Source organism: Mycolicibacter minnesotensis (genome assembly GCF_010731755.1).
GTDB classification, from domain to species: domain Bacteria; phylum Actinomycetota; class Actinomycetes; order Mycobacteriales; family Mycobacteriaceae; genus Mycobacterium; species Mycobacterium minnesotense.
Genome location: NZ_AP022589.1, coordinates 3,916,973 through 3,939,764, shown reverse-complemented (window position 1 = coordinate 3,939,764; position 22,792 = coordinate 3,916,973). Strand labels below are relative to the sequence as shown.

Sequence of the window (22,792 nt, the reverse complement as noted above, 5' to 3'; positions counted from 1 at the left end):
TGCTTGAATAGGCCGTGGCCAACCGCATCCAAAACCTGCTCGGGGTCGCCTATCCCGTTGTCCAGGCCCCGATGACCTACATCGCTCGCGCCGAACTCGCCGCGGCGGTGTCGGAGGCAGGCGGGCTCGGCGTGATCGAGACCCTCACCCCGGAGGGGCGGGCCGATCTGCAGCGGGTTCGCACGCTCACCGACAAACCGGTGGCGGCCAATCTGATGATCCAGGGCTGGAAGAAGGATCCTTCGATCGTCGACACGCTGGCCGAGGCCGGTGTGCGCCACGTCTTCACCTCGGCGGGCGATCCAGCGTTGTTCACCGCGGCGCTGCACGACGCCGGCATGACGGTGGTGCACGTTGTCGGCTCGCTCAAGGGAGCCCACAAAGCCGCCGACGCCGGTGTCGACGCGCTGGTGGTCGAGGGCGTGGAAGGTGGCGGCTTCAAGTCGCTGCTCGGGGCTTCCACCATGGTGCTGCTGCCTTTGGTCGCCGAGAACGTCGACCTGCCGATCATCGCGGCGGGCGGTATCTGCGATGCGCGATCGGCTGCGGCGTCCCTGGTCTTGGGTGCCGAGGGTGTGCAGATGGGCACCCGGATGCTGGCCAGCCACGAGTCCGCGGTGCACGCGAATTTCAAGGACGCGATCGTGGCCGCCAGCGACTCCGGCACCGTGCTGCTCGATGTTCCCGGCAATCCCACCATGCGTGTCCTGCGAACCGGGTTGGCCGCCCGAGTCGCGGCACACGAACCGGATTCGCGGCTGCTGGGAAAGATCACCGAGCTCTACTTCGACGGCGATATGGAGGCCAGCGTCGCTAACACCGGCCAGGTGTCCTCCCGGATCGTCGATCTGATGCCGGTGGCCGAGATCATTCGCAGCACCTGGGGGCAGATCGAGGCGGTACTGGGCGAGGCGCGATCACGAGCCGGAGGTTGGTGAACCACTCCCGTCGAAGGGCCCCGGCAGGTGATGATCGTGCAATGAATCACCAGCCCGCCTCGGAGCCGGAGGCGCAACGGCGGCGTCCGCTGTCGCCTGCTCATCTGTTCGCCGCGCTGGGAGTGATCGCGGTGCCGGCCTTTGGCTGGTTCGGTCAGCATTGGTCCGGCGCAACCACAGTGGTGGTGTACTGGTTCGAGAACGTGGCGATGTGCCTGTATGTGATCGCCCGCATCGCCATCCACCAACGACTGAACCCCAAGTACGGTCATTTCCGCTACCAGGGACCGGGAACCGGCGACGCCCGGACGTCGTCGTTCGTGAGCGGGTTCGCCCTCATCAGCCTGGCCTTCTGCGCGGCCCACGGCGTCTTCCTTGCCGCCATCCTGGCGCTACTCACCTACAACCGCGCGCCCGAGCTCGCGATGATCGATCTCAGCTGGCGCAGCGTCGGGTGGGGGTGCCTGGGCGTGTTTGTCTTCCTGACCCTCGATTTCCTCATCGATCTGAGCACGCTGCGTCAATGGTCCTTCCGCGACGTCGAGGTCACCGCCAACGTCGGACTGGGCCGAGTCATGGTCGTGCATATGACGTTGCTGCTCGGATTCGTCGCGATCGCCGCCACCGATGCGCCCAGCGCACTTTTCACGGTGTTCGTCGTGCTGAAGACCATGGCTGCACTGAGCACCGTCATTCCACAATGGGAGCCGGAAAAGCCGCCGCGGATGTTGACCAACCTGATGAATCGCACGCCCAACGTGCACCCCGGCGAACGCTTCGAAGACTTCTGGGCCAAGGATCAGGCCAGCGAACGCCAGCGGCAGCGGCGCAACGAGCAGCCCTGGCGGGCCACCACGTCCTAAGGATTGAGGGTCGGTTGGGTCGGGGCCGGCTCCGTGGTGGCCGCGTGGCCGGCCGCACCGAGCACAGCGACGGCCACCGCACCGCCGACCGCCGTGCAGAATCCCAGCGCCACCAGCCAGCCCAGCCCGGGAACGGTGGTATCTCCCAGCAGTGTCACACCCACAATCCCGGGCAGTACCGTCTCCCCGACGACCAGGGCGGCAACGGCACCGTTGACCGAACCCAGCTGCAACGCCACGGTGAACAGGTAGAAACCGCCGAACCCGGTCAGCACGATCGCCCAGGATGCCGGGTCCCGCAGGAGAATCTCGACCCGTAGCGGATCGACGCCGTCCACCACGCGGACCGCGATCGCCAGGAGGCCGTAGAGGACCCCGGAGACCAAGCCGGCCGCGACGGCGGCACGCGCCCCTAATAGACGAATGAGCACCACGCCGAACGCAAAGACCGCCAGCGCAGCCAGCAGTAGTGCCAGGTGCAGCCCCGGGGCCGAGCTTCCCGTTCCGGCATGCCCGGCAGTCAGCCCCAGCACGCACAGCGAAACGACCACCATAGCGATGGCCGCCCAGTCGCGGCGGTGCAGACGAATACCGAGCACCGAGATGCCCAACACGGCGGTGACGACGAGATTGGCGCTGATGATGGTCTGCGACAAGAACAGCGGGATGAGCCGGGCAGCGACGACGCTTCCAACGAAGCCGACGACATCCAGCACCATTCCGGCGATGAACGCGGTGGTCAGCACCGCGTTCGCGGTCGAGCGCAGGGTCGGTCGACCGTCGGCGCTGGTGAGCGTTTGCTCCCCCTGGTCGGCGGCGGCGGAACTGCGTGCACCGTAGGCCTGCAGGACCGAGGCCACCCCATAGCCGAAGCAGGCCAGCACCGCTGCGGCCACCCCGATCAGCACGCCACCGACCTCATTGAGTCGTCACGGCGTGCTGCTGACCCGAAATATTCCGGGCAACCTCGCCGTAGTGCTCGAAACGCCCGGGATCGCCGAGCGCGTTGTACAGGACCAGGCGCGTCGCGACTCCGCCATACTTGTCGATCAGCTTGTCCGCCAACTCATCCCACGTCGATTCGGTGGCGAAGTGGGCAAGATGCTCGTCGGTGATCTGAGCGGCCATCCCCGCCATATCGCCGGCCTTCTGCTTCTCCCGGATCCGCGCGGTGGTGCCCTCGAATCCGGCCTCGTCCCAGATGAAGGCGTAGTTCGGGGTGCTTCCGTAGAAGCTCAGGCTGGCCCGCACGAATTCCCGCTCCTTGTGTCGCTCCTCGTCGCTGTCACCGACGATGGTCATCGCGGGCACGATCACGGCGATCTCCGAGGCTGCGCGTCCGGCCTTGTGGGCTCCTTCGGCTACCTTCGGAACCACGTGGCGGGCGAGATAACCGGGCTCCCCGAGAGGATGGACATGCACACCGTCGGCAACTTCTCCGGCCATCCGCAGCATCCACGGATTCACCGCCGCGACATCGACTTTGGGGTCAGGGGCGTCGATCGGTCCGGCGCTCCACTGCGGGGTGATGAAATCCAGCTCGTAGAAGTCCCCGTGATGATCCAGCTTCCCGGTCCGGAACGCGGTGAAGCAGGCCTTCACCGCAAGCACGTAGTCGCGCAGCCGCGGGCCGGGGCGATCGAACGCTGCCCCGTAACGGCGCACCACATGAGTGCGGACCTGGGTGCCCAGTCCAAGCCGGAACCTGCCACCGGTGGCCTCTTGCAACTCCCATGCCGTGGCCGCGGTGACAAATGGGCTGCGCGGAAAGGCAACCGCCACCCCGGTCGACAACTCCAGACCGGGCGCGGCTTGAGATGCGATGGCGGCGTTGAGATACGCGGTGCGCCCGGCCTCGGTGAAGAGCAGTCCTGAAAAGCCCGCCGCCGTCGTGCGGGCCAGTTCGCCGACCTTTCCCAACTGCTGCGGAATGGTCATCACGTCAATCTGCACCCGGCGAGCCTACGCGGTTCGCGGGCTGCTGACCGGGCTATCCGAGCCTTGTCGTGAGCGGCCAACCGCGGGGTCGTTGACCTGTAGCGTGGCGAGCGTGAAGCCCACCCGGTTGAGTTCTTTCATCGCCCTCGCGGCCAGTGTCGCGGCCCTCGCCCTCCCCTTGGCTGGAACAGGACCGGCCGCAGCCGCCGGCTCCTGCCCCACGGCTGCAGCGGCCGGAGGCACGCCGGAGTGGACGCTGACCGGCGACACCGGCAGCATCGCGGTCACCGGATCCACCGAGACGGCCGCGCCCCGGGTGGAGGTATCGCCCCCGTTCACGGTGACGTCGACTCAGGTGCACACGCTGCAGGCCGGTAACGGCCCGGTGGTTCCGGCCACCGCCAAGGTCTCCGTCTGCTACCTGGGTGTCAACGGACGCGACGGGTCGGTTTTCGACAGCAGCTACCGCACCGGCGCCCCGGTGGACTTTCCGCTCGACGGGGTGATTCCTGGATTCCAGAAGGCGATCGCCGGGCAAACCGTCGGATCGACCGTCGCCGTGGCGATGACGTCCGCGGATGGTTACCCCGACGGCCAGCCCAGCGCCGGGATCCGGCAGGGCGACACCCTGATCTTCGCGATCAAGATCTTGGGCGCCTCAGGCTGATCCCCGGTGCCAGCCTCATCCGGTACCGTGCGCACATGACCGATCGCAACCGCCGCTTCCTGCTTCGCGAACGCCCCGCCGGCCGCATCGGCCCGGACACCTTCGAACTCAGTGAGCAGGCGGTCCCGCAGATCGGCGACGGCGAAGCATTGGTGCGGGTGGACTGGATCTCACTGGATCCCACCAACCGGATGTGGATCAACGAGACACCGTCATACCTGCCTCCCGTGGGCATCGGCGAGGTCATGCGTGCGGCCGGACTCGGCGTGGTGGTCGAGTCGAATAACCCGAACTTCCCGGTCGGCCAGACCGTGCAGGGCCTGACCGGCTGGCAGGAGTATCTGGTCGTCTCGGACTCGATGCCACTGTTCCCGGTCGATGTCGCCGAGGATGTCTCGCCGAGCGCCTACCTGGGCGCCCTGGGCATGACGGGGCTCACCGCGTGGGTCGGGATCCGCGACATCGGCAAGCCGCAGCCGGGCCAGACCGTGGTCGTCTCGGCCGCAGCCGGCGCGGTCGGCTCGGTCGCCGGTCAGCTCGCCAAAGCCAGCGGGGCACGGGTCGTCGGGATTGCGGGTGGCCCGGAGAAATGCGCGCTGTTGACCGACCAACTCGGATTCGACGCCGCGGTGGACTATCGCGCCGCCGACTGGGCGCGCCAGCTTGCCGCCGCCACCCCCAACGGCATCGACGTCGATTTCGAGAACGTCGGCGGCGACATCATGGATGCGATCTTTGCGCGTGTGAACGTGGGCGCTCGTATTGCACTGTGCGGGTTGATCTCCGGCTACAACGAGGCGGACCCGCCTCCCGGGCCGCGCGCGTTCGGGAATCTGCTGATTCAGCGCGCCACCCTGAAGGGTTTCATCGTGCTCGACCACTTCCTTCAGGCGCCCGAAGCCAACCAGGAGATCTCCGAGCTGATCGCCGCCGGCAAGCTCACGCCGCTGGAGACGGTGGTGGAGGGCTTCGAGCAACTCCCGACTGCCATCAACATGCTGTTTGACGGCAAGAACGTCGGCAAGCTCGTGGTGAAGGTCGGCGGCTAGCGCCGCCGGGCGCCAACCAACCGGGTCGGGCTGTAGCGTGACCCTGGTGAATTCGCGTATTCCTCGGTTCGTCGCCCTCGCCGCAGGTGTCGCCGCGTTGGCGTCGACGCTGGCTGGCTGTGGCGGTTCGGACAGCACAGCGTCCTCGAAGACGTCGTCGGTCACCGACCTCTTCCTGCCCCCGAGTGGCGAGACCGTCACCGCTTGTCCCAGCACACCACCGGCGGACGGTGTCGCGGCCGAATGGACGCTCAAGGGTGCCAGCGGCAGCGTCGCGGTAACCGGCTCCACAAACTCCGCCGCACCGAGTGTCGTCGTCACTGAGCCGTTCAAGGTGACCAAGACCGAAGTGCACACCCTGCACGCCGGCGACGGCCGCGTCGTCGGGGACCATGCCACGGTCTCGGTCTGCTACATGGGTGTCAACGGGCGTGACGGGTCGGTGTTCGACAGCAGCTACGAGCGCGGCCAGCCGGTCGACTTCGGGCTGGACCGGGTGGTTCCGGGATTCCAGAAGGCCATTGCGGGACAGAAGATCGGCTCGACGGTGGCGGTGGCGATGATCCCCGCCGACGGTTATCCCCAAGGCCAGCCGGCCGCCGGCATTCTGCCGGGCGACACGCTGGTCTTTGCGATCAAGATCCTCAACGCCTCGCGCTGATCTGGGTCCGTCGTGGAATCGACCCGCGTGGACCGGTGGCTGTGGGCGGTGCGGATCACCAAGACCCGGCCGGATGCCGCGACCGCATGTCGCGGCGGCCATGTGCGGGTCAACAATCGTCCGGCCAAGCCTGCGACAACGGTGGCGCCGGGTGACGTGGTGAGCGCCCTGGTGGGCGATCGCACCCGAGTCGTCGAAGTGCTGCGGGTCATCCAGAAGCGGGTGGGAGCGGCCGACGCCATCACCTGCTATCTGGATCGAACGCCGCCGGCCCCGCCCGCGTCAGCCACCCCGATCGCGACACGTGATCGCGGCGCCGGCCGACCCACCAAACGGGATCGACGAGCGCTGGAGAAATGGCGGACCCAACAGGGCTGAGAGGTCACTGCGGGTGCGCGGCCAAATACTCCGCAACCGGAATCCGCGACGACGACACATACCCGATCGGCAGTAGTAGGTCACCGGCAGTGGTGCGGTAGTAGGTGTCCCAGCGGTAGTAGCTCGGGAAGCCCGCCGGGTCACCGCCCATCACCGCGGCGTAGTCGTTGACCGCCCGCACGTAGTAGTCCGAATGGTTGTATCCCCAGATCGCCTTGTCGCGGTTGGTGGCAAAACCGTTGGCGGCCAGGAGTCTGCCTGCCGCCATGATGGCATCGCGCGGCGAGTGGATATCGCCGCCGTTGCCGTATGCCGCGAACGTCGACGGCAGGAACTGCATCGGGCCTTGGGCGGCATCGTCACTGACCCCGTTGATCCGGCCGAAGCCGGTCTCCACGAAATTGATCGCCGCCAGATAATTCCACGGAACTCCGGAGGCAGCCTCGGCCGCGCGATAGCTGGCCATCAATTCGTTGCCCGGAACCGGGGGCACCACCCGCCAGGGTGGCAGGGTGTCTTTCGGATCGGTGAGCGCCATCAATGCGCGGCGCGCATCGATATTGCGGTCATAGACCGCGAGCAACGCCGCGGGGATCTGCGGGCGCGCGATCGCATCCCACTCGGGGTGGGCGCCCAGCGTGCGGTAGGCGACCTGCTGGCGGCGGGCCGCGGCGGCCAGCAACTGCTCGGGCGACGCGGTGTTACGCAACGCCTGGTCTGCAGCCACCAGATCGGCAGCAATTGCTGCTGGATCCATGCCGGGTGCCGCGCCTGCCGGCGCCGCCGGGGTCAGCGACAGCGTGCAGGCGACCACCACAACCAGCGAGGCCATGATGCCTCTCAATCGAACAGCCATGCCTTTCATCTTCGCCCCTGCGCCGCCCCGAATCGTGCAGGGTGGGTAACCGGTGCGTCCGGATGGGCTAGAACATGTTCCGCTTTTTACTTCCAGGCCAGCAATCGCCGCTGGTCACTTCTGCAATAGGAAGACTATCGCCTGTTAGATTGATGGCCGTTCAATCCGGCTCGCCTAAGGAGTGTGCATGACCACCACCAGCGTGACGACTGATGTCGTCGTGGTCGGATACGGCGCGGCCGGTACCTCTGCAGCCATCACCGCCCGCGAACTGGGGGCCGAGGTCATCGCGGTCGATCGTGCCAATGGTGGCGGCGCCACCGCGATCTCGGGCGGCATCATCTACGCCGGCGGCGGCACTTCGGTCCAGAGGGACGCCGGCGTGCACGACACCCCCGAACAGATGCTGGACTACCTGCGGCTGGAGGTCGGCGATGCCGTCCAGCCCGAAACACTGCGGCGCTTCGTCGACGGTAGCCCCGAGATGATCGACTGGCTGGCGGCGCACGGGGTGCCGTTCAACTCGGGCCTATGCCCCTACAAGACGTCGTTTCCCAACAACCGCTACTACCTGTACCACTCGGGAAGTGAGAACGCCGGGGCCTTCCGTGCACACACCCCACCGGTGCAGCGTGGTCATCGCGCCTATGGCAAGGGCACGTCCGGGAAGCAGATCTATGCGCCACTGGCCGAGTCGGCCCGCAAGCTCGGTGTCGACTTCCGTCCGCACACCACCGTCACCGACTTGCTACAGGACCCGTCCGGGCGGGTGATCGGTGTGCGGGCCACCACGATGGGCGAGGCGCCGCACCGCATCCAGCGTCGCTACGCCCGATTGTCCGCGCTGTCGTCGAAGCCCGGTGTCTACTACCCGCCCTTACGCGCCGCGATGGACCGCCGACTGGCGAAGCTGCAGCAGCGCTACGGCCGGACAACCGAGATCATCGCGCGGCGCGGGGTGATCCTCTGTGCCGGCGGCTTCATCGCCAACACTGAGTGGCGCAAGCGCTTTGCGCCGGAGTTCGGCGGCGGCCTGCCCCTGGGAACCAGCGGCGATGACGGGAGCGGCATCGCGTTGGCCCAAAGCGCCGGGGCGGTGACCGACCGGATGGACAACGTCTCGGTGTGGAAGTTCATCACGCCCCCGAGCGCCTTCATCTCCGCGATCATCGTCGATGCCGCGGGGCAGCGAGTGATCGATGAGTCCCGCTACGGAGCCGCCGTCGGACACGCCATGGTGAAGAACCACGGCGGGCAAGGCTGGATCCTGGCCGACTCCCGGTTGATGTCCGAAGCCCGGAGTCAGCTGCTGTCCCAGACGTTGTGGTTCCAGCGCGCGCAGGGCGCTGCGCTGATGTTCGGCGGCGCCGTGCGGCGTGCCACGCTGGCCGAGGCAGCTCGGGCGGCCGGCATCGACCCCGAGGGCCTGGCGGCCACCGTCGCCGCCCACAACGACGCGATCCACTCCGGCTCACCGGATCCGGCGGGCAAACCCGCGGACTTCTGCCGCCGCATCGATCAAGGACCGTTCACATTGATGGATATCTCGGTGCGCCCCAACGTCTTACGCCCGACCCCGATGCTCACCCTGGGGGGCGTTCGGGTCGCCGAGGACACCGGCTCGGTCCTCGACGCCGACGGGGCTCCGATCCCCGGTCTCTACAGCGCGGGACGCACCGCCATCGGTGTCGCCTCGAAGTCCTATGTCAGCGGGCTGTCGATCGCCGACTGTGTGTTCGCGGGGCGTCGGGCCGGGGCCAGTGCGGCGGCGGTCGCACCCTAAGTCCCGCCGCCCGAGGACTCCAGGAGGCGGCGGAAGCGTGCCGCCGGGAACGTGGCTGCGCCGGCGGCGGCGACCCGACGGGCCAGAACGACATCAGAAGTCACGACCGTGACGTCGGGGGGCCGGTTCTGCGCCTCGACCAGCCGGACGATCTCATCATCGGCTGAGTTGGCGCCGCCACGAGGAGCCCACGCGATGGTGATCGTGTCCGATTCGATGGGCGGCGACGGTGGCTTCTCGAACACGACGGTGACGTCGTTGGGCTGCGCCGCCGCCCAGTCTTCGAGCTGTCGGGTCAGCCGGATCATGGCGGCGTGGCGGTTCTTCCACCAGCCGTCCGGGCGCACACCGATCACGTTCATGGCGTCGACGATCCACCGCACCACTCCGACGGTACGGTGCAGAAATGAGCGCCACGAGCCCGCGCCTGGTCACCTATGAGTGCCACGACCACATCGCGACCATCACCCTCAACCGGCCCGAGGCCCGCAACGCCATCAATGGGGCGATGCGTGGCGACCTCAACGCAGCGTGGGACCGATTCCGCGCGGAGGAGGACGCCTGGGTGGGGATTCTCACCGCCACCGGGGACGTGTTCTGTGCCGGGGCCGATCTCAAGGACTCGGTCGGCGCGGTCGGCACGTTTCCGGGAACCTTCTGGGAGAAGCCGACCGTCAACTCATTCGAATCCGGCATGGAGCTGTTCAAGCCGACCATCGCCGCAGTACACGGCCCATGCGTGGGTTACGGGTTGACCGGACTGTTGTTCTGCGACTTCGTGATCGCCAGCACCGATGCGGTTTTCCGATTCCCGGAGGTATCGCTGGGGGTGCCCACCATCGTCGGTGCGATCCGGCTGCCGCAGCGGGTGGGCTGGGCCAATGCGATGGAACTGCTGCTGACCGGCGAATCGATCAGCGCTCAACGCGCCAAGGAGATCGGACTGGTGTGGAAGCTGGTCGAACCCGAGGCCCTGCAGGACACAGCACTGGCGTGGGCACGCCGACTCACTGCCGCCGCACCCCTGGCCCAGCGGGCCACCAAGGAGGTGGCCTGGCGCAGTGCCGATATGGGCTGGGTCGACGCCGTCCGATTTGGTGAGACCATGCGCAAGGTGGCCGGGGCCACCTCCGATGTCACCGAGGGGCTACAGGCCTGGCGGGAGCAGCGGCCACCGCGCTGGCGGGGCCGCTGACCTCCCGAGTCGGAATCCGGTGCTTAGGCGCCGGTCAGCGCCGACAGTGCCGCGTCGTAGTCCGGCTCCTGGCCGATCTCGGGCACCAGCTCGGTGTAGGCGACGTTGCCGTCGGCACCGATCACGACGACGGCCCGTCCCAGCAGTCCGGCCAGCGGACCATCGGTCATGGTGATCCCGTAGTCGGCGCCAAAGCTGTCCCGGAAGGCCGAGGCGCTGGTGGCGTTCTCGATGCCCTCTGCACCGCAGAAGCGCTTCAGGGCGAACGGCAGGTCATTGGACACGCACAGCACAGCACCCGCGGCGGCAGCGCGCTCGTTGAAGGTCCGCACGCTGGTCGCACAGACCGGGGTGTCGACCGACGGGAAGATGTTCAGCAGGACCGGCTTTCCGGCGAAGCTGCCGCTGTCGACCACGCTCAGGTCGGTTCCGGTCAGGGTGAAGGCCGGGGCCGTCGAGCCGACGGCCGGCAACTCACCGGAGGTGTTGATCTGGTTTCCACGTAACGTGATCTGCGCCATGGCAACAGTGTGCCAAGTGCGTCGGCGGGCGTCGACGTCGGGCTGTGCTCGTCGGCGTTCAGTGCCCGGCTGCCACCGGTTCGACAGCGTCAGGCTGGGCCGCCAGGGCCGGCGGAACGGTGGCTGCCGCGGCGACGCACAAGTAGGCGACCGCGAAACACAGCGTCACGTACCACAGTGATCCCACCGGGTCACCGTGGGCGGTGAGTCCGTCGGCCGCATCGAGGTAGTCCGGCAGAGCCATCAGCCACAGCACCGTCATCACCGACAGATAGACCGCGGCGTAGCGGACCATCAGCGGGTTGTCGTAGCGGCCGGCGGTGAACAGATTGAGCCGCAGGCGCCGCCATTGCGCGATCAGTACCGGGATGGCGACGGCCGTGATGGCGAAAAGCTCGACCGCGTAAGCGATCCCCAGGAGTCTGCCGTCGGTGGCAGCGCCCAGCAGCGTGGCCGGTAGGGGCAGTATTCCCGTCCCCAGCGAGGCCAGGATCCCGATGACCAGGGTGCGCCAGGTCAGCTGCAGTCCGCCGAAGCGCCGGCCTGCGTCGACCTGTCGGCCGACGAACAGTTGCACGCACAGCGCCAGCGATGCCGGCCACAGCGCGGCGAACACCACCACGCTGCCCATCGGTACCGAGGTGAACATGGGTTGGTTCAGCGGATTGTCCACCGACCACTCCCACCAGCGCAGCTGCGGGCCGAGGTGGTCGAAGATCTCGTAGAAGGCGTGGTGGACGAACCCGACGCACAGGGCGCCCACGATGGCGCCGTAACGGCGAAAGACCCCCAGGATGCGAACGATCTCGAAGGAGATCGTCGCCATCATCGGATAGATCGCGACGATGTACAGCGGGAGCCGGCCCCACAGAAATTCGACGGTAAAGAGATTGTGGGCGAACATCGTGTCGACGTGGTCGGCGATGCCGAATGCGCCAGGGAAGTACAGGGGCGGCTCGATGATCAGCAGATAGGCGATCGCGCCGAACCACAGCGCGAGGTTGGTGGCGTCCCCACGCCGGAACCGCGCGATCGCGTAGACCAATGCCAGCACCGCCCCGGCGATCACAGTGATCTCCAAGACGGGCAGAGTCGCGTTCTCCAACTGCAGCGGGTTGCGGAATTCCAGCAGACCACCGGTGTCACCGCAGGAGAATCCCAGCGATCCGGCGAGCCGCTCGAAAGTCGGGGTACACAGGTCGGGCATCAGGCGCTCTTCTCTTCCGCGGTGTACCACTTGGTGACGTCGTAGCCGTCGTCATAGCGGGCGAACCATTGGTTGGCCAGCACCGGGATCTTTTCGTGAGCCGGCTTGTGGTTGGGCAACTGACTCCGGACGATACCGGTTACCGCGGTGAGCATTTCGCGCTTGGGCAGATGGCTGAACGCGTCCGCCACCGGCCCCTGATCAGCGGGCCAGCCGAAGGGAACTCGTCGCCGCCAGGCCTGCTTGGCTCGATAGGTGCTGAACAGCGAGAGTGCGTCGACTTTGCGGTCTTCCAGCGGGACGTGCCGGTTGAAGCCCTCGCACGCCACCTTCATCACGCTCATCACGTGTTTGAAGATCGAGGGCGCCATCCGCATCCGGTACCACGGGTCGTTGATGACGTGGTCGTAGATGACCAGCGCAGAGCTGCGGTGTTCGACCTCTTCGACGAAGTGCCACAAGAACAGGGACGCCACGCGGTCGTCACCCGGCGCGAACAGGGTGTCATCGTGGTCGAGCATCAGCTTGAAGACCGGGGTGAAGGTCGCTTCTAGATCGGCGGTGTAGGCCAGCCGATAGTCCAGTGACTTCTCGGCAGACATCTTGTCGAACATGGCGTTGCACTCGTCGACGGTCTCCTTGAGCCCCGGGTAGGCCCGGATCAGCGCCTTTGCGTGGCCGCGGTGCGCCATGGAGTGCTGGCCTTCCTGGCGCACGAAGGCGTCGGCTTCTTCGGCGACGGCCGGGTCGGTGATCAGCGGCATCGCCTCGGCGATCATGCCGCCGATCATCTTCTCGAAACCGATCGCCAGGAGCGAGACCGCGTTGGCCATCGAGGAGAACGCCGGATTGGCCTCATTCCACAAGAACGGCACGGGGTACTCGGCGAACGCGAATCGCAGTTTGCGCACGATCAGGTCAGTCATCACTACCTCAACTTCAAACATACAATTGGACGCCTTCGCGTATGATTGTTCTATGCATCACGGTTGTCAAGCAGGTCGCTGATGGCACGCCGACGCGGCTGGGGCGGAAACCCGCCGCACACCGACGAAGAGGCGGGCCGGCGGATCATCGCCGCCGCGGTCGAGCTGGTCACCGAGACGGGCTCAGCGGTATCGCTGGCGGACGTCGCCACCTCACTCGGGGTGATCCGGCAGACGGTGTATCGCTACTTCCCCACCGCCGACGCCCTGATGCGCGCCGTGGCGATCGCCTCCGTCGACGACTTCCTCGACCGGCTCACCGACCACGTCCGCGGCATCCACGATCCCGCCGACGCACTCGCCGAGGGAGCGGTCTACACCCTGGACGCGGTGACCCACTCCCCGCACCTGGGCGTGATGCTGTCGCCTTCCTCCGCGCACAACCGGGAGATGGCTTCCGAAGAGGCACAAGCCTTCGGAATGCGGATGATCGAACGCTTCGACATCGACTGGCACCAGCACGGCTACGACGAGGTGGCACTGCGCGAACTCGTGGAGTTCGCCCTGCGGATCATGCTGTCGTTCATCGTGGCACCCAACGACCCCGCCCGCTCGCCTGACGAGCTGCGACGATTCCTGCGCCGCTGGCTCGGCGAAGCCGTCGCCGCCCAGGTCCGACACCCCGTCGGCTGACCTACCCCAGATACCCCCTGCGGTAACTCGGGAATATTTCGTATACCCTACGGGGTATAGTATTCGCGTAGGGCTTCAGTGGACGATATCGGGAGGTGGTCGGCGTGCGCGCGTGGGTGAACCGAGCATGGGTGCCTGTCGTGGTGGCAGTGGCGGCGCTCTTGGGAACGCTGGCGGTGGTCGACCTGCGCGGGGCCTTCGGCGCCGACGAGATCTACCGCTGGGACGGCAGCGGGTCACGCGTCATCGAGTCGATCAACAACAAGCAGCTCCGCTACGAGGTTTTCGGGCCTGCTGCCGCGAGCGGCGCGGTGAGCTACCTCAATCGCGAAGCCCAGCCCGAACAGGCGAGCTTCGCCGGCCTGCCCTGGACCCTGGAGATGAGCACCACCAGCCCGTCGGTGATCGGCAACGTGGTCGCTCAGGGCGACGGCGACACGATCGGCTGCCGAATCACCGTCAATGGCGCCGTCAAAGATGAGCAGGTCGCCACCGGGCACCACGCCCAGGTCTTCTGTCTGGCCAAAGGCGCATGAGCGGCCACGGAGCCCTGCGCCCGGCATATATGCGGGCGATTCGCCGGCTGGCCTGGCCGCTGGTGATCTTCTGGCTGTTGCTGACCGTCGGACTCAACGTGCTGGTCCCGCCGATCGAGTCGGTGGCCCGGGATAACGCGGTGACGATGTCACCGCAGGACGCCCCGTCGATGATCGCGGCCAAGCACATCGGCGCCACCTTCGATGAGTTCGACTCCGACGCCATGGTGATGCTGGTGCTCGAGGGCCAGACCGAGTTGGGACCCGAAGCCCACCGCCACTACGACACCGTGATTGCCAAACTGGCGGCCGATCACCAACACGTTCAGCACATCGCGGACCTGTGGGGCGACCCGATCACCGCGGCCGGAGTGCAGAGCACCGACGGCCGTGCCGCGTATGCCCAGATCAACACCGCCGGGGATCAGGGCAGCACCCTGGGCAACGAATCCGTCGATGCGGTTCGCACGATCGTCGCCTCGGTGCTCCCGCCGGCCGGGGTCAAGGCCTACGTCACCGGTCAGGCGGCGTTGACCACCGACATGAACGAGGCCGCTGACACAAGCATGCTCAAGATGATGGCGGTGACCGGTGTGGTCATCATCATCATGCTCGCCATCGTCTATCGCTCCGCCGCGACGGTCGCGCTCGCCCTGGTGATGGTGGGGTTCGAGATGGGCACCGCGCGCGGGCTGGTCGCACTGTTGGGACACCATGGCCTGCTGGGCTTCTCGACCTTCGTGGTCGCCATGCTGTCGTCATTGGCGATCGCGGCTGGCACCGACTACGCGATATTTCTGATCGGGCGCTACCACGAGGCCCGCAACGCCGGCGAAGACCCCGAGACTGCCTGGTATTCGATGTTCCGGGGAACCTGGCACGTGATCTTGGGTTCAGGGCTGACGATCGCGGGCGCGTCGCTGTGTCTGCACTTCGCCCGGTTGTCCTACTTCAAGGCCCTCGGCGTCCCGTCGGCGCTGGGCCTGCTGGTGGTCATCGCGGGGGCGCTGACCGTGGCCCCGGCGATCGTCGCGATCGCGACCCGCCACGGCCTGTTGGACCCCAAGCGGGCCGAGGGCCGCGGTTGGCGCCGCATCGGCACCGTCAACGTTCGCTGGCCCGGCGCGGTTTTCGTGGCGGCGCTGCTGGTGACGCTGGTGGGCATGCTGGCCGTGCCCAGCATGAAGATCAGTTTCAATGACCGCTACTACATCCCGGCCGACCTGCCGGCGAACGTGGGATACGACGCGGCCGAACGTCATTTCAGCGCCGCCCGGATGAACCCGGATGTTCTGATGATCGAGACCGACCATGACCTGCGCAACCCTGCCGACATGATCATCTTGGATCGGATCGCCAAGTACATGTTTCGCACCCGTGGAGTGGAGCGGGTGCAGAGCATCACCCGGCCACTCGGCAGCCCGATCGACCACACCTCGATTCCGTTCCAGATCAGCATGCAGGCCGTTCCGATCCAGGAGAACCTGCAATTCATGAACGACCGCCTGGCGGACATGGTCACGATGAGCACCGATCTGGGCGCCACCGTGGAGTCCATGGAGCGGCTACGCGATCTCGTCAACCAGATGAACGGCACCACCGAGAAGATGGGCGCCGACATGGCGACCGTGACCGCGACGGTCGACGAGATCCGCGACCACATAGCGGATTTCGATGATGTGGTCCGACCGATTCGCAACTACTTCTACTGGGAGCAACACTGTCTGAACATCCCGGCGTGTGATGCGATCCGATCGGTCTTCGATGCCTACGACGGCATGGACAGGTTCAGCGAGAACATGCGGCCACTGCTGGCCGACATGGCCGAGATGAACGCCCTGATGCCGCAGCTGGTCGACCAATTCGACCCGATGATCGCGGTCGCGAAATCGATGCAGGCCAGCCTGCTCTCGATGCACTCGAGCTTCGCCGGGCTGGTGACTCAGATGGCCAGGATGACCGACACCGCCAGCGCGATGGGGCAGGCGTTCGACGCCTCCAAGTCCGACGACTACTTCTATCTGCCCCCGGAGGCATTCGACAACCCGGACTTCCAGAAGGGACTCGCGCTCTTCCTCTCCCCCGACGGCAAGGCAGCACGGTTCATCGTCACCTACGACGCCGACCCGGCCACGCCTGAAGGCATCGCGTTCGTCGAACCGATGCTGGCCGCCGCCCACGACGCGGTCAAGGGAACCCCGCTGACCGGCGCAAAGTTCTACCTCACCGGCACCGCAGCGGTCTACAAGGACATCCAGGTCGGCTCCACCTACGACATCCTGATCGTCGGCGTGGCCGCGGTGACCCTGATCTTCATCGTGATGCTGTTGATCACCCGGGCACTGGTGGCCTCCGCGGTGATCGTCGGTACGGTGCTGCTGTCGCTGGGCGCGGCCTTCGGGCTGACCGTGGTGGTCTGGCAGCACATCCTGGGCCTCCAATTGAACTGGATCGCACCGGTGTTCGGGGTGATCATCCTCTTGGCGGTCGGCTCGGACTACAACCTGCTGCTGGTCTCGCGATTCCAGGAGGAGATCGGCGCCGGCCTCAAGACCGGAATCATCCGCTCGATCGGCGGGACTGGCTCGGTGGTGACTGCCGCGGGCCTGGTGTTCGCCTTCACGATGATGTCGATGGCGGCCAGTGACCTGTATTCGATCGGTCAGGCCGGCAGCACCATCGGGCTCGGCCTGCTGTTCGACACCTTGATCGTGCGCTCGTTCCTGACGCCCTCGATCGCGGCGCTGCTGGGTCGATGGTTCTGGTGGCCGCAGAACATCCGGCGGGCGCGGCCTGCGCCGGTTGCACTGCGGCAGTCGCAGCCCGATCAGTGCGCACCGAGCGCGCCCGCCAGGTAAGCCTGTCGACATGCCCTGCGGGCGAGCTTTCCACTGGTGGTCCGTGGGATAGCCCCGGCCGGCACGAAGCGCACCTCAGCGACGTTCACCCCGTGCACCAGCTGCACCCGCGCTCGGATGGCCTCGATAGCGGGAGCCGGGTCTTTGCGTCCCGCACCGGTCGCGCGCTCGGCGACGATCACCAGCTCGTCGACGCCGTCGGCCGGCACCGCGAACGCGGCCACGAATCCGCTACGCACCAGGGGCGAGGCCTGCGCCACCGTGGCCTCGATGTCTTGCGGGTAGTGGCCCCGCCCGGCAAAGACCATCAGATCCACGATGCGGCCCGTGACATAGAGCTCACCGTCGAGGTAGCAGCCCAGATCACCGGTGCGCAGCCAGGCGCCGTCGGCGAGCGCCGGCCCGGTGTGACTGCCGCGCTCCAGCGGCGTGCGCAGGTGGGCGTCGAACGCGCGCCGACTCTGCTCGGGCTGACCCCAGTAGCCGGCCGTGACGTTGTCGCCCTGCAACCAGATCTCGCCGACGGCCCCGTCCGGCAATTCGGCTCCCACCTCAGCATCGACGATCACCGCCGAGAGGCTGCGAGCCACCTGACCGCACGACACGTGCGCCACTGCGCCCGGGGCGTCGGCGGGTATCGGGCATGCCCGGCCGGCGCCGAGCTGCTCACGATCCAGGTACTGCACGCTCGCCGTGGCGTCGGGGGCGATGGTGGCCACAAACAGCGTGGCCTCGGCAATCCCGTAGGACGGCTTGATGGCGGTGGGAGGCAAGCCGTATGGCGAGAATGCCTGGTTGAATGCGCTGATCGCCGCCATGCTCACCGGCTCGGATCCGATGATCATCACGACATTCGCAAGGTCGATGTCGGCGTCCGGGGCCGGCAAGCCCCGCGCCGCGGTCAACTCGTAGGCGAAGTTCGGTGCGGCGGTCACCACCCGGCCACGTCGCGCGGCGTCCGACAAGGCGTTGATCCAGCGCTGTGGCCGACGAATGAATGCCGTCGGCGACATGAGCGTGGAGTGCCCGCCATACACCGCGGGAAAGCCGATCATCGACAGGCCCATGTCGTGATAGAGCGGCAACCAACTGAGGCCGTGCGTATTTCGGTCCAGCATGTCGATCGACAGGATCATCTGCAGCAGGTTGGTGGCGACCGCCCGGTGCGTCACCTGCACGCCGACGGGCGGGCGGGTGGTCCCCGAGGTGTACTGCAGGTGCGACACGTCATCGACATCGATGCCGACGGGCTCGAAGTCCTCCCCCGCCGAGTCCGGTATCTCGTCGATGACCAGTACGTGGGGCTGAGGTTGCAGTGACAGCTTGTCCAGAAATTCCTCGACCACGTGCCGCACCGCAGCTGTGGTCAGAACCACGGCTGGGGCCGAGTCGCGCAGTGCGGTGTCCAGACGTTGGGCGTGGCCGGGGAGCTCGGGAGCAAAAAGCGGCACCGCGACGGTGCCACATTTGACCGCGGCATAGAACCCGGTGATGTAGTCCAGTCCCTGCGGCGCGAGGATCGCCACCCGGTCACCGGGAACTGCCAGGTCCTGCAATCGGGCACCGATCGCGCGCAGGCGCCGCCCCAGTTGCGTCCAGGTCAGCTCCACCGCCCGCCCCTCGTCCGGCCCGGCATAGTCGAGGTAGCGGAAGGCCACCGCGTCGCCCACAGCCGCGATATTGCGGTCGATCAGCGAGATCAACGTCTCGCCGGGAGGCAGAACGATCCCGCCGTTCTCGTCCAGGCACTCCTCGATCAGGACCAACCCGACGGCGGGATCGGGACGCTGCGAGGTCTTCATGCCCCGCAGTCTAGGGCCAGAAGCGCCCTGACGACGGCTGCACGGATGCCAAAGCAGCTCTACCGCAATGCCGTTGGACCACCACGAGTCACAGCGCCGGGTCGCGCAACGCCAGGCTGATGACGAGGTAACCCATGCAGATCAGCAGATTGAGCGCCGCGAGTACCAGGCCGGCGACGACCAGGGCATGGACCAGACGCTGCCGGTTGCGCCGCGCCCTGGCCAGCCGTTGTTGTTGCTTGAACTGCGTGGCAGCCAGCGCGAACGCGTAGTCGACCGACTCCGCCGACGCCAAGGGCGCCCCGACCGCCATCTGGCGTAGCCGCGCGGGCGGGATGTGGACCCCCACCCCGGCGAATCGCCGGCTCATCCGAACCGCCGCCCAGCGGCCGACCACGACGGGCTGCTGGGGCGGCCCCCAGTGCTCTTTCCTCCGGTCGGACCGGGACGTCATAACGCCTGAGCTTAGCCACCTGCACGGCCGAATCCGAGGCCTTCGCGCCGGTTCGACGGCATCTGCCGCAGCAGGCTGAAGATGTGGGGCAAAACCGAACAATCGCTTCGTCTGCGGCGGCACAATACGAGCAGGAAGCACGCGGACCGCAGGAACCCGGTGAAAGGGAGCGAATTTCCATGACGACCATCGAGACGAACCCGACGGCGAGCACACCGGTCGAACGCGATATCGACTCCGACGTCGCGGCCACGCAACGCTACTTCGACAGCCCCAGGTTCGACGGCATCACCCGTCTCTACAGCGCGCGCCAGGTCGTGGAGCAACGCGGCACCATCCCGTCGGACTACATCGTGGCGCGCGAAGCCGCGAGTGCGTTCTACGTGCGACTGCGTGAACTGTTCGCCGCGAAGAAGAGCATCACCACGTTCGGCCCGTACTCACCGGGCCAGGCGGTGGTGATGAAGCGCGTCGGCATCGAAGGCATCTACCTGGGCGGCTGGGCCACCTCGGCGAAGGGCTCCATCAACGAGGACCCCGGCCCTGACCTGGCCAGTTACCCGCTCAGTCAGGTGCCCGATGAGGCGGCCGGGCTGGTGCGTGCCCTGCTCACCGCCGACCGCAATCAGCAGTATCTGCGTCTTCAGATGACCGAGGAGCAGCGCGCTGCCACCCCGGCTATCGACTACCGGCCGTTCATCATCGCCGACGCCGACACCGGCCACGGCGGTGATCCGCACGTGCGCAATCTGATCCGGCGCTTCGTGGAGGCCGGCGTCCCTGGCTACCACATCGAGGACCAGCGCCCCGGCACCAAGAAGTGCGGTCACCAGGGCGGCAAGGTACTGGTGCCCTCCGACGAACAGATCAAGCGCCTCAACACCGCCCGATTTCAGCTGGACCTGATGGGCGTGCCCGGCATCATCGTCGCGCGCACCGACGCCGAGGCCGCCAATCTGGTCGAAAGCCGCGGCGACGAACGTGACCAGCCGTTCATCCTGGGCACCACCAATCTGAAGATCCCCTCCTACAAGGCCTGCTTCCTGGCGATGACACGTCAGTTCCACAACGCCGGCATCACCGAGATCAACGGTCACCTGCTCTACGCCCTCCCCGAGGGCGAGTACGCCACGGCCGAGGCCTGGCTGGAACGCAACGGCATCACGGCATTGATCACGAAGGCGGCCCAGGGCTGGAGCGGCGACGGACGGCAGTCCGTGGATCGCATCTTCGACGAGATCGAGTCGACATTCGTCGAGACCTGGCAGAACGACGCGGGGCTCATGACGTTCGCCGACGCCGTCGCCAAGATGCTCGAGTTCGCCGAACGTGAAGGCGAACCGAAGGACATGAGCTCAGCGCAGTGGCGGGAGTTCGCCGCGCGGGCCCCGCTCTACACCGCCCGGGAGAAGGCCGCGGAGCTCAACGCCGACCCCGGCTGGGACTGCGAGCGGGCAAAGACTCCCGAAGGCTACTTCCAGGTGCGCGGCGGCATTCCGTATGCGATCGCCAAGTCCTTGGCGGCGGCGCCGTTCGCCGACATCTTGTGGATGGAGACCAAGACCGCCGACCTCGCCGAGGCACGCGAGTTCGCCGAGGCGATCCATGCCCAATACCCGGACCAGATGCTGGCCTACAACCTGTCCCCCTCGTTCAACTGGGACACCACCGGCATGACCGATGAGCAGATGCGGGCCTTCCCCGCCGAGCTCGGCAAGATGGGCTTCGTCTTCAACTTCATCACCTACGGCGGCCACCAGGTCGACGGTGTGGCCTCGGAGGAGTTCGCCGCCACCCTGTTGCAGGACGGCATGTTGGCGCTGGCCCGCCTGCAGCGCAAGATGCGGCTGGTCGAATCGCCGTACCGCACGCCGCAGACACTGGTCGGCGGACCACGCAGTGACGCTGCGCTGGCCGCGTCGTCCGGGCGCACCGCCACCACCAAGGCCATGGGTGCAGGCTCCACGCAGCATCAGCACCTGGTGCAGACCGAAGTGCCCAAGAAGCTGCTGGAGGATTGGCTGGCGTTGTGGGCCGAGCACTATGACCTCGGCGAGACGCTGCGTGCGCAACTACGGCCCACTCGACCCGGTTCCGACGTTCTGGAGCTGGGAATCTATGGCGAGGGCGACGAGAAGCTCGCCAACGTGATCGTCGACCCGATCAAGGACCGGCACGGCCGCAGCATCCTGACGGTGCGCGACCAGAACACCTTCGCCGAGAAGCTCCGGCAGAAGCGCCTGATCACGCTGTGTCACCTGTGGTTGATCCACCGGTTCAAAGCCGCCGCGGTGCACTACGTGACACCAACCCAAGACAACCTCTATCTGACCGAGAAGATGAAGGAGCACGGCATCTTCGCCAGCGTCAACCAGGAGGTCGGCGAGATCATCGTCGCGGATGTCAACCAGCCGCGCATCGACGAACTGCTGGCCTCCGACGGAGTGGCGCTGGGCAAGCTGATCGATAAGCGGGACTAACCGCGGATGCCGGCAATGGTGTCGGCCAACGTCTCCCGCGGGGTTCGGAACACGATGCCGAGGTCTCTTTCGGCAGGGCTGTCGTCGGATTCGGGCATCTGGGTGTAGTACTGCATCCCGGCCTCGGTGAACGGGGTCGAGATCGGCAGCACCTGCTCGACTTGATCCAAGACGCGGCCGGCCCAGCGCAACGCGATGTCCGGTACCGGCAACGCGACCATCGGCGAACCCGACAGCTCCTGAAGCAGGCTCGCCAACTCTCCCGGCGGTACCCGCTGTCCACCGGCCATGTAGCGGCGCGGGCCACGGCCCGGCTCCAGCAGCGCGAGATGCATCGCCGCGAGGTCACGAACGTCGATCACCATCCAGGCGCTGTCACGCCCGGGGATGACGTGCATCTGCAGCGCCGCGCGTACTCCTTCGCCGGCCTCCCCCAGCCGGTCACCGACCGGAGGACCGAGCACCATGCCCGGATAGGTGATGTTGACGGGGGCGCCGGCGTCCTGCAGGCCGCGCGCATAGAGCTCCTCCCGGGCTTTGGACTGTCCGTAGCCGTCGGCGCCCCCGGCCACCGGCAGGTCAGCCCGCAACATCGTCAGTCCCGGGTGAAACAGCGCAGTGAAGCTGGAGACGTGAATGATCGGGTCCAGCCCCAGCTCAACCGCTCCGCCGAGCACATGGTGGGCGCCGGCCGAGTTCGTGGCCAGCATCTGTGCCGTCTGACGTGGATCGGTGGCCACCACCGCGGCAGCGTGTACGACCGCATCGCAGCCGCGCAGTGCCTCTCGCACCGAGTCCGCGTCGGTGATGTCACCGACGACGTAGTCGGACACATCCACACCCAGCCGCTCCACGCTGCTGTGCAGGCCCGCAGGATTGCGGACCAGGAATCGTGGCTGGTGCCCGGCGTCGGCGATCGCCTTGGCGGTCCAGCCTCCGACGAATCCGGTGCCCCCGGTGATCAACACCCGCACACTCACCACATCC

General features: G+C 66.9%; 22 protein-coding genes. 12 read left to right on the top strand and 10 right to left on the bottom strand.

Features of this window, described 5'->3' with window-relative positions; all coding sequences use genetic code 11:
* Positions 1-14 precede the first annotated feature (14 nt).
* Entirely contained in the window at positions 15-938 is a 924-nt protein-coding gene (locus G6N09_RS18145) for an NAD(P)H-dependent flavin oxidoreductase (protein WP_083023125.1), read from the top strand.
* A gap of 41 nt (positions 939-979) precedes the next feature.
* The gene (locus G6N09_RS18140; RefSeq protein WP_083023124.1) at positions 980-1,801 is read left to right on the top strand and encodes a DUF6498-containing protein; all 822 of its coding nucleotides are present in this window, start codon (positions 980-982) and stop codon (positions 1,799-1,801) included.
* Here the strand turns inward: G6N09_RS18140 and G6N09_RS18135 are convergent.
* Both G6N09_RS18135 and G6N09_RS18130 read right to left on the bottom strand, forming a co-directional pair.
* Positions 1,798-2,709: a hypothetical protein gene (locus G6N09_RS18135; protein ID WP_083023122.1), complete on the bottom strand. Its 912-nt coding sequence runs from the start codon at positions 2,707-2,709 to the stop codon at positions 1,798-1,800. The genes G6N09_RS18140 and G6N09_RS18135 overlap by 4 nt on opposite strands.
* 10 nt (positions 2,710-2,719) lie before the next feature.
* Positions 2,720-3,754 (bottom strand): TIGR03617 family F420-dependent LLM class oxidoreductase, encoded by a 1,035-nt coding sequence (locus tag G6N09_RS18130; RefSeq protein ID WP_083023119.1) that lies wholly within the window; start codon positions 3,752-3,754, stop codon positions 2,720-2,722.
* Positions 3,755-3,851: 97 nt separating this feature from the next.
* On the opposite strand from G6N09_RS18130, the gene G6N09_RS18125 reads away from it, so the two are divergent.
* Genes G6N09_RS18125 through G6N09_RS18110 form a run of 4 tightly spaced genes read left to right on the top strand, consistent with a single transcriptional unit; the run spans position 3,852 to position 6,494 of the window.
* Positions 3,852-4,406, top strand: a complete 555-nt coding sequence (locus tag G6N09_RS18125) for an FKBP-type peptidyl-prolyl cis-trans isomerase (protein WP_165756566.1) — start codon at positions 3,852-3,854, stop codon at positions 4,404-4,406.
* A 35-nt stretch (positions 4,407-4,441) separates the two neighbouring features.
* The gene (locus G6N09_RS18120; protein WP_083023117.1) at positions 4,442-5,455 is read left to right on the top strand and encodes an NADP-dependent oxidoreductase; all 1,014 of its coding nucleotides are present in this window, start codon (positions 4,442-4,444) and stop codon (positions 5,453-5,455) included.
* A 37-nt stretch (positions 5,456-5,492) separates the two neighbouring features.
* A complete protein-coding gene (locus G6N09_RS18115; RefSeq protein WP_083023114.1) occupies positions 5,493-6,116 on the top strand; it encodes an FKBP-type peptidyl-prolyl cis-trans isomerase in 624 nt (207 codons plus the stop codon).
* A 12-nt stretch (positions 6,117-6,128) separates the two neighbouring features.
* A complete protein-coding gene (locus G6N09_RS18110) occupies positions 6,129-6,494 on the top strand; it encodes an Hsp15 family ribosome-associated heat shock protein (RefSeq protein WP_083023112.1) in 366 nt (121 codons plus the stop codon).
* Positions 6,495-6,498: 4 nt separating this feature from the next.
* On the opposite strand, the gene G6N09_RS18105 is transcribed toward G6N09_RS18110, so the two are convergent.
* Entirely contained in the window at positions 6,499-7,326 is an 828-nt protein-coding gene (locus G6N09_RS18105; RefSeq protein ID WP_234806926.1) for a lytic transglycosylase domain-containing protein, read from the bottom strand.
* A 211-nt stretch (positions 7,327-7,537) separates the two neighbouring features.
* Here G6N09_RS18105 and G6N09_RS18100 point away from each other — a divergent pair, with 211 nt between their 5' ends.
* The gene (locus G6N09_RS18100) at positions 7,538-9,133 is read left to right on the top strand and encodes an FAD-binding protein (protein ID WP_083023106.1); all 1,596 of its coding nucleotides are present in this window, start codon (positions 7,538-7,540) and stop codon (positions 9,131-9,133) included.
* Here the strand turns inward: G6N09_RS18100 and G6N09_RS18095 are convergent.
* Positions 9,130-9,516, bottom strand: coding sequence for an NYN domain-containing protein (locus G6N09_RS18095; RefSeq protein ID WP_109558835.1), 387 nt, complete (start codon positions 9,514-9,516; stop codon positions 9,130-9,132). The two genes, G6N09_RS18100 and G6N09_RS18095, sit on opposite strands and share 4 nt — an antisense overlap.
* Before the next feature lie 23 nt (positions 9,517-9,539).
* Between G6N09_RS18095 and G6N09_RS18090 the strand changes: the two genes are divergently transcribed.
* Positions 9,540-10,328 carry an enoyl-CoA hydratase/isomerase family protein gene (locus G6N09_RS18090; RefSeq protein ID WP_083023104.1) on the top strand — a complete coding sequence of 263 codons (789 nt, stop codon included), beginning with the start codon at positions 9,540-9,542 and terminating at the stop codon, positions 10,326-10,328.
* 23 nt (positions 10,329-10,351) lie between these two features.
* Here the strand turns inward: G6N09_RS18090 and tpx are convergent, their stop codons facing one another.
* Genes tpx through G6N09_RS18075 form a run of 3 tightly spaced genes read right to left on the bottom strand, consistent with a single transcriptional unit; the run spans position 10,352 to position 12,982 of the window.
* Positions 10,352-10,849: a thiol peroxidase gene (gene tpx / locus G6N09_RS18085; protein WP_083023101.1), complete on the bottom strand. Its 498-nt coding sequence runs from the start codon at positions 10,847-10,849 to the stop codon at positions 10,352-10,354.
* 58 nt (positions 10,850-10,907) lie between these two features.
* A complete protein-coding gene (locus G6N09_RS18080; RefSeq protein ID WP_083023099.1) occupies positions 10,908-12,056 on the bottom strand; it encodes a hypothetical protein in 1,149 nt (382 codons plus the stop codon).
* Positions 12,056-12,982, bottom strand: coding sequence for a metal-dependent hydrolase (locus tag G6N09_RS18075; protein WP_083023097.1), 927 nt, complete (start codon positions 12,980-12,982; stop codon positions 12,056-12,058). Before G6N09_RS18075 ends, G6N09_RS18080 begins: the two co-directional genes overlap by 1 nt.
* Before the next feature lie 81 nt (positions 12,983-13,063).
* Here G6N09_RS18075 and G6N09_RS18070 point away from each other — a divergent pair, with 81 nt between their 5' ends.
* The 3 genes from G6N09_RS18070 to G6N09_RS18060 all read left to right on the top strand — a co-directional run bounded on the left by G6N09_RS18070 (position 13,064) and on the right by G6N09_RS18060 (position 17,069).
* The gene (locus tag G6N09_RS18070) at positions 13,064-13,675 is read left to right on the top strand and encodes a TetR/AcrR family transcriptional regulator (RefSeq protein WP_083023095.1); all 612 of its coding nucleotides are present in this window, start codon (positions 13,064-13,066) and stop codon (positions 13,673-13,675) included.
* A gap of 104 nt (positions 13,676-13,779) precedes the next feature.
* On the top strand, positions 13,780-14,211 hold the full coding sequence (locus G6N09_RS18065) for an MmpS family transport accessory protein (RefSeq protein WP_083023467.1): 432 nt from the start codon (positions 13,780-13,782) through the stop codon (positions 14,209-14,211).
* Positions 14,208-17,069 (top strand): MMPL/RND family transporter, encoded by a 2,862-nt coding sequence (locus G6N09_RS18060; RefSeq protein ID WP_083023092.1) that lies wholly within the window; start codon positions 14,208-14,210, stop codon positions 17,067-17,069. Before G6N09_RS18065 ends, G6N09_RS18060 begins: the two co-directional genes overlap by 4 nt.
* Here G6N09_RS18060 and G6N09_RS18055 read toward each other — a convergent pair.
* Together G6N09_RS18055 and G6N09_RS18050 are read right to left on the bottom strand one after the other, a co-directional pair.
* A complete protein-coding gene (locus G6N09_RS18055; RefSeq protein ID WP_083023089.1) occupies positions 17,039-18,871 on the bottom strand; it encodes a fatty acyl-AMP ligase in 1,833 nt (610 codons plus the stop codon). The genes G6N09_RS18060 and G6N09_RS18055 overlap by 31 nt on opposite strands.
* 88 nt (positions 18,872-18,959) lie before the next feature.
* On the bottom strand, positions 18,960-19,325 hold the full coding sequence (locus G6N09_RS18050; protein ID WP_234806916.1) for a hypothetical protein: 366 nt from the start codon (positions 19,323-19,325) through the stop codon (positions 18,960-18,962).
* Positions 19,326-19,504: 179 nt separating this feature from the next.
* On the opposite strand from G6N09_RS18050, the gene aceA reads away from it, so the two are divergent.
* Positions 19,505-21,805: an isocitrate lyase ICL2 gene (gene aceA, locus G6N09_RS18045; protein ID WP_083023084.1), complete on the top strand. Its 2,301-nt coding sequence runs from the start codon at positions 19,505-19,507 to the stop codon at positions 21,803-21,805.
* Here aceA and G6N09_RS18040 read toward each other — a convergent pair.
* Positions 21,802-22,779 carry an NAD-dependent epimerase/dehydratase family protein gene (locus G6N09_RS18040; protein ID WP_083023466.1) on the bottom strand — a complete coding sequence of 326 codons (978 nt, stop codon included), beginning with the start codon at positions 22,777-22,779 and terminating at the stop codon, positions 21,802-21,804. The two genes, aceA and G6N09_RS18040, sit on opposite strands and share 4 nt — an antisense overlap.
* Positions 22,780-22,792 lie beyond the last annotated feature (13 nt).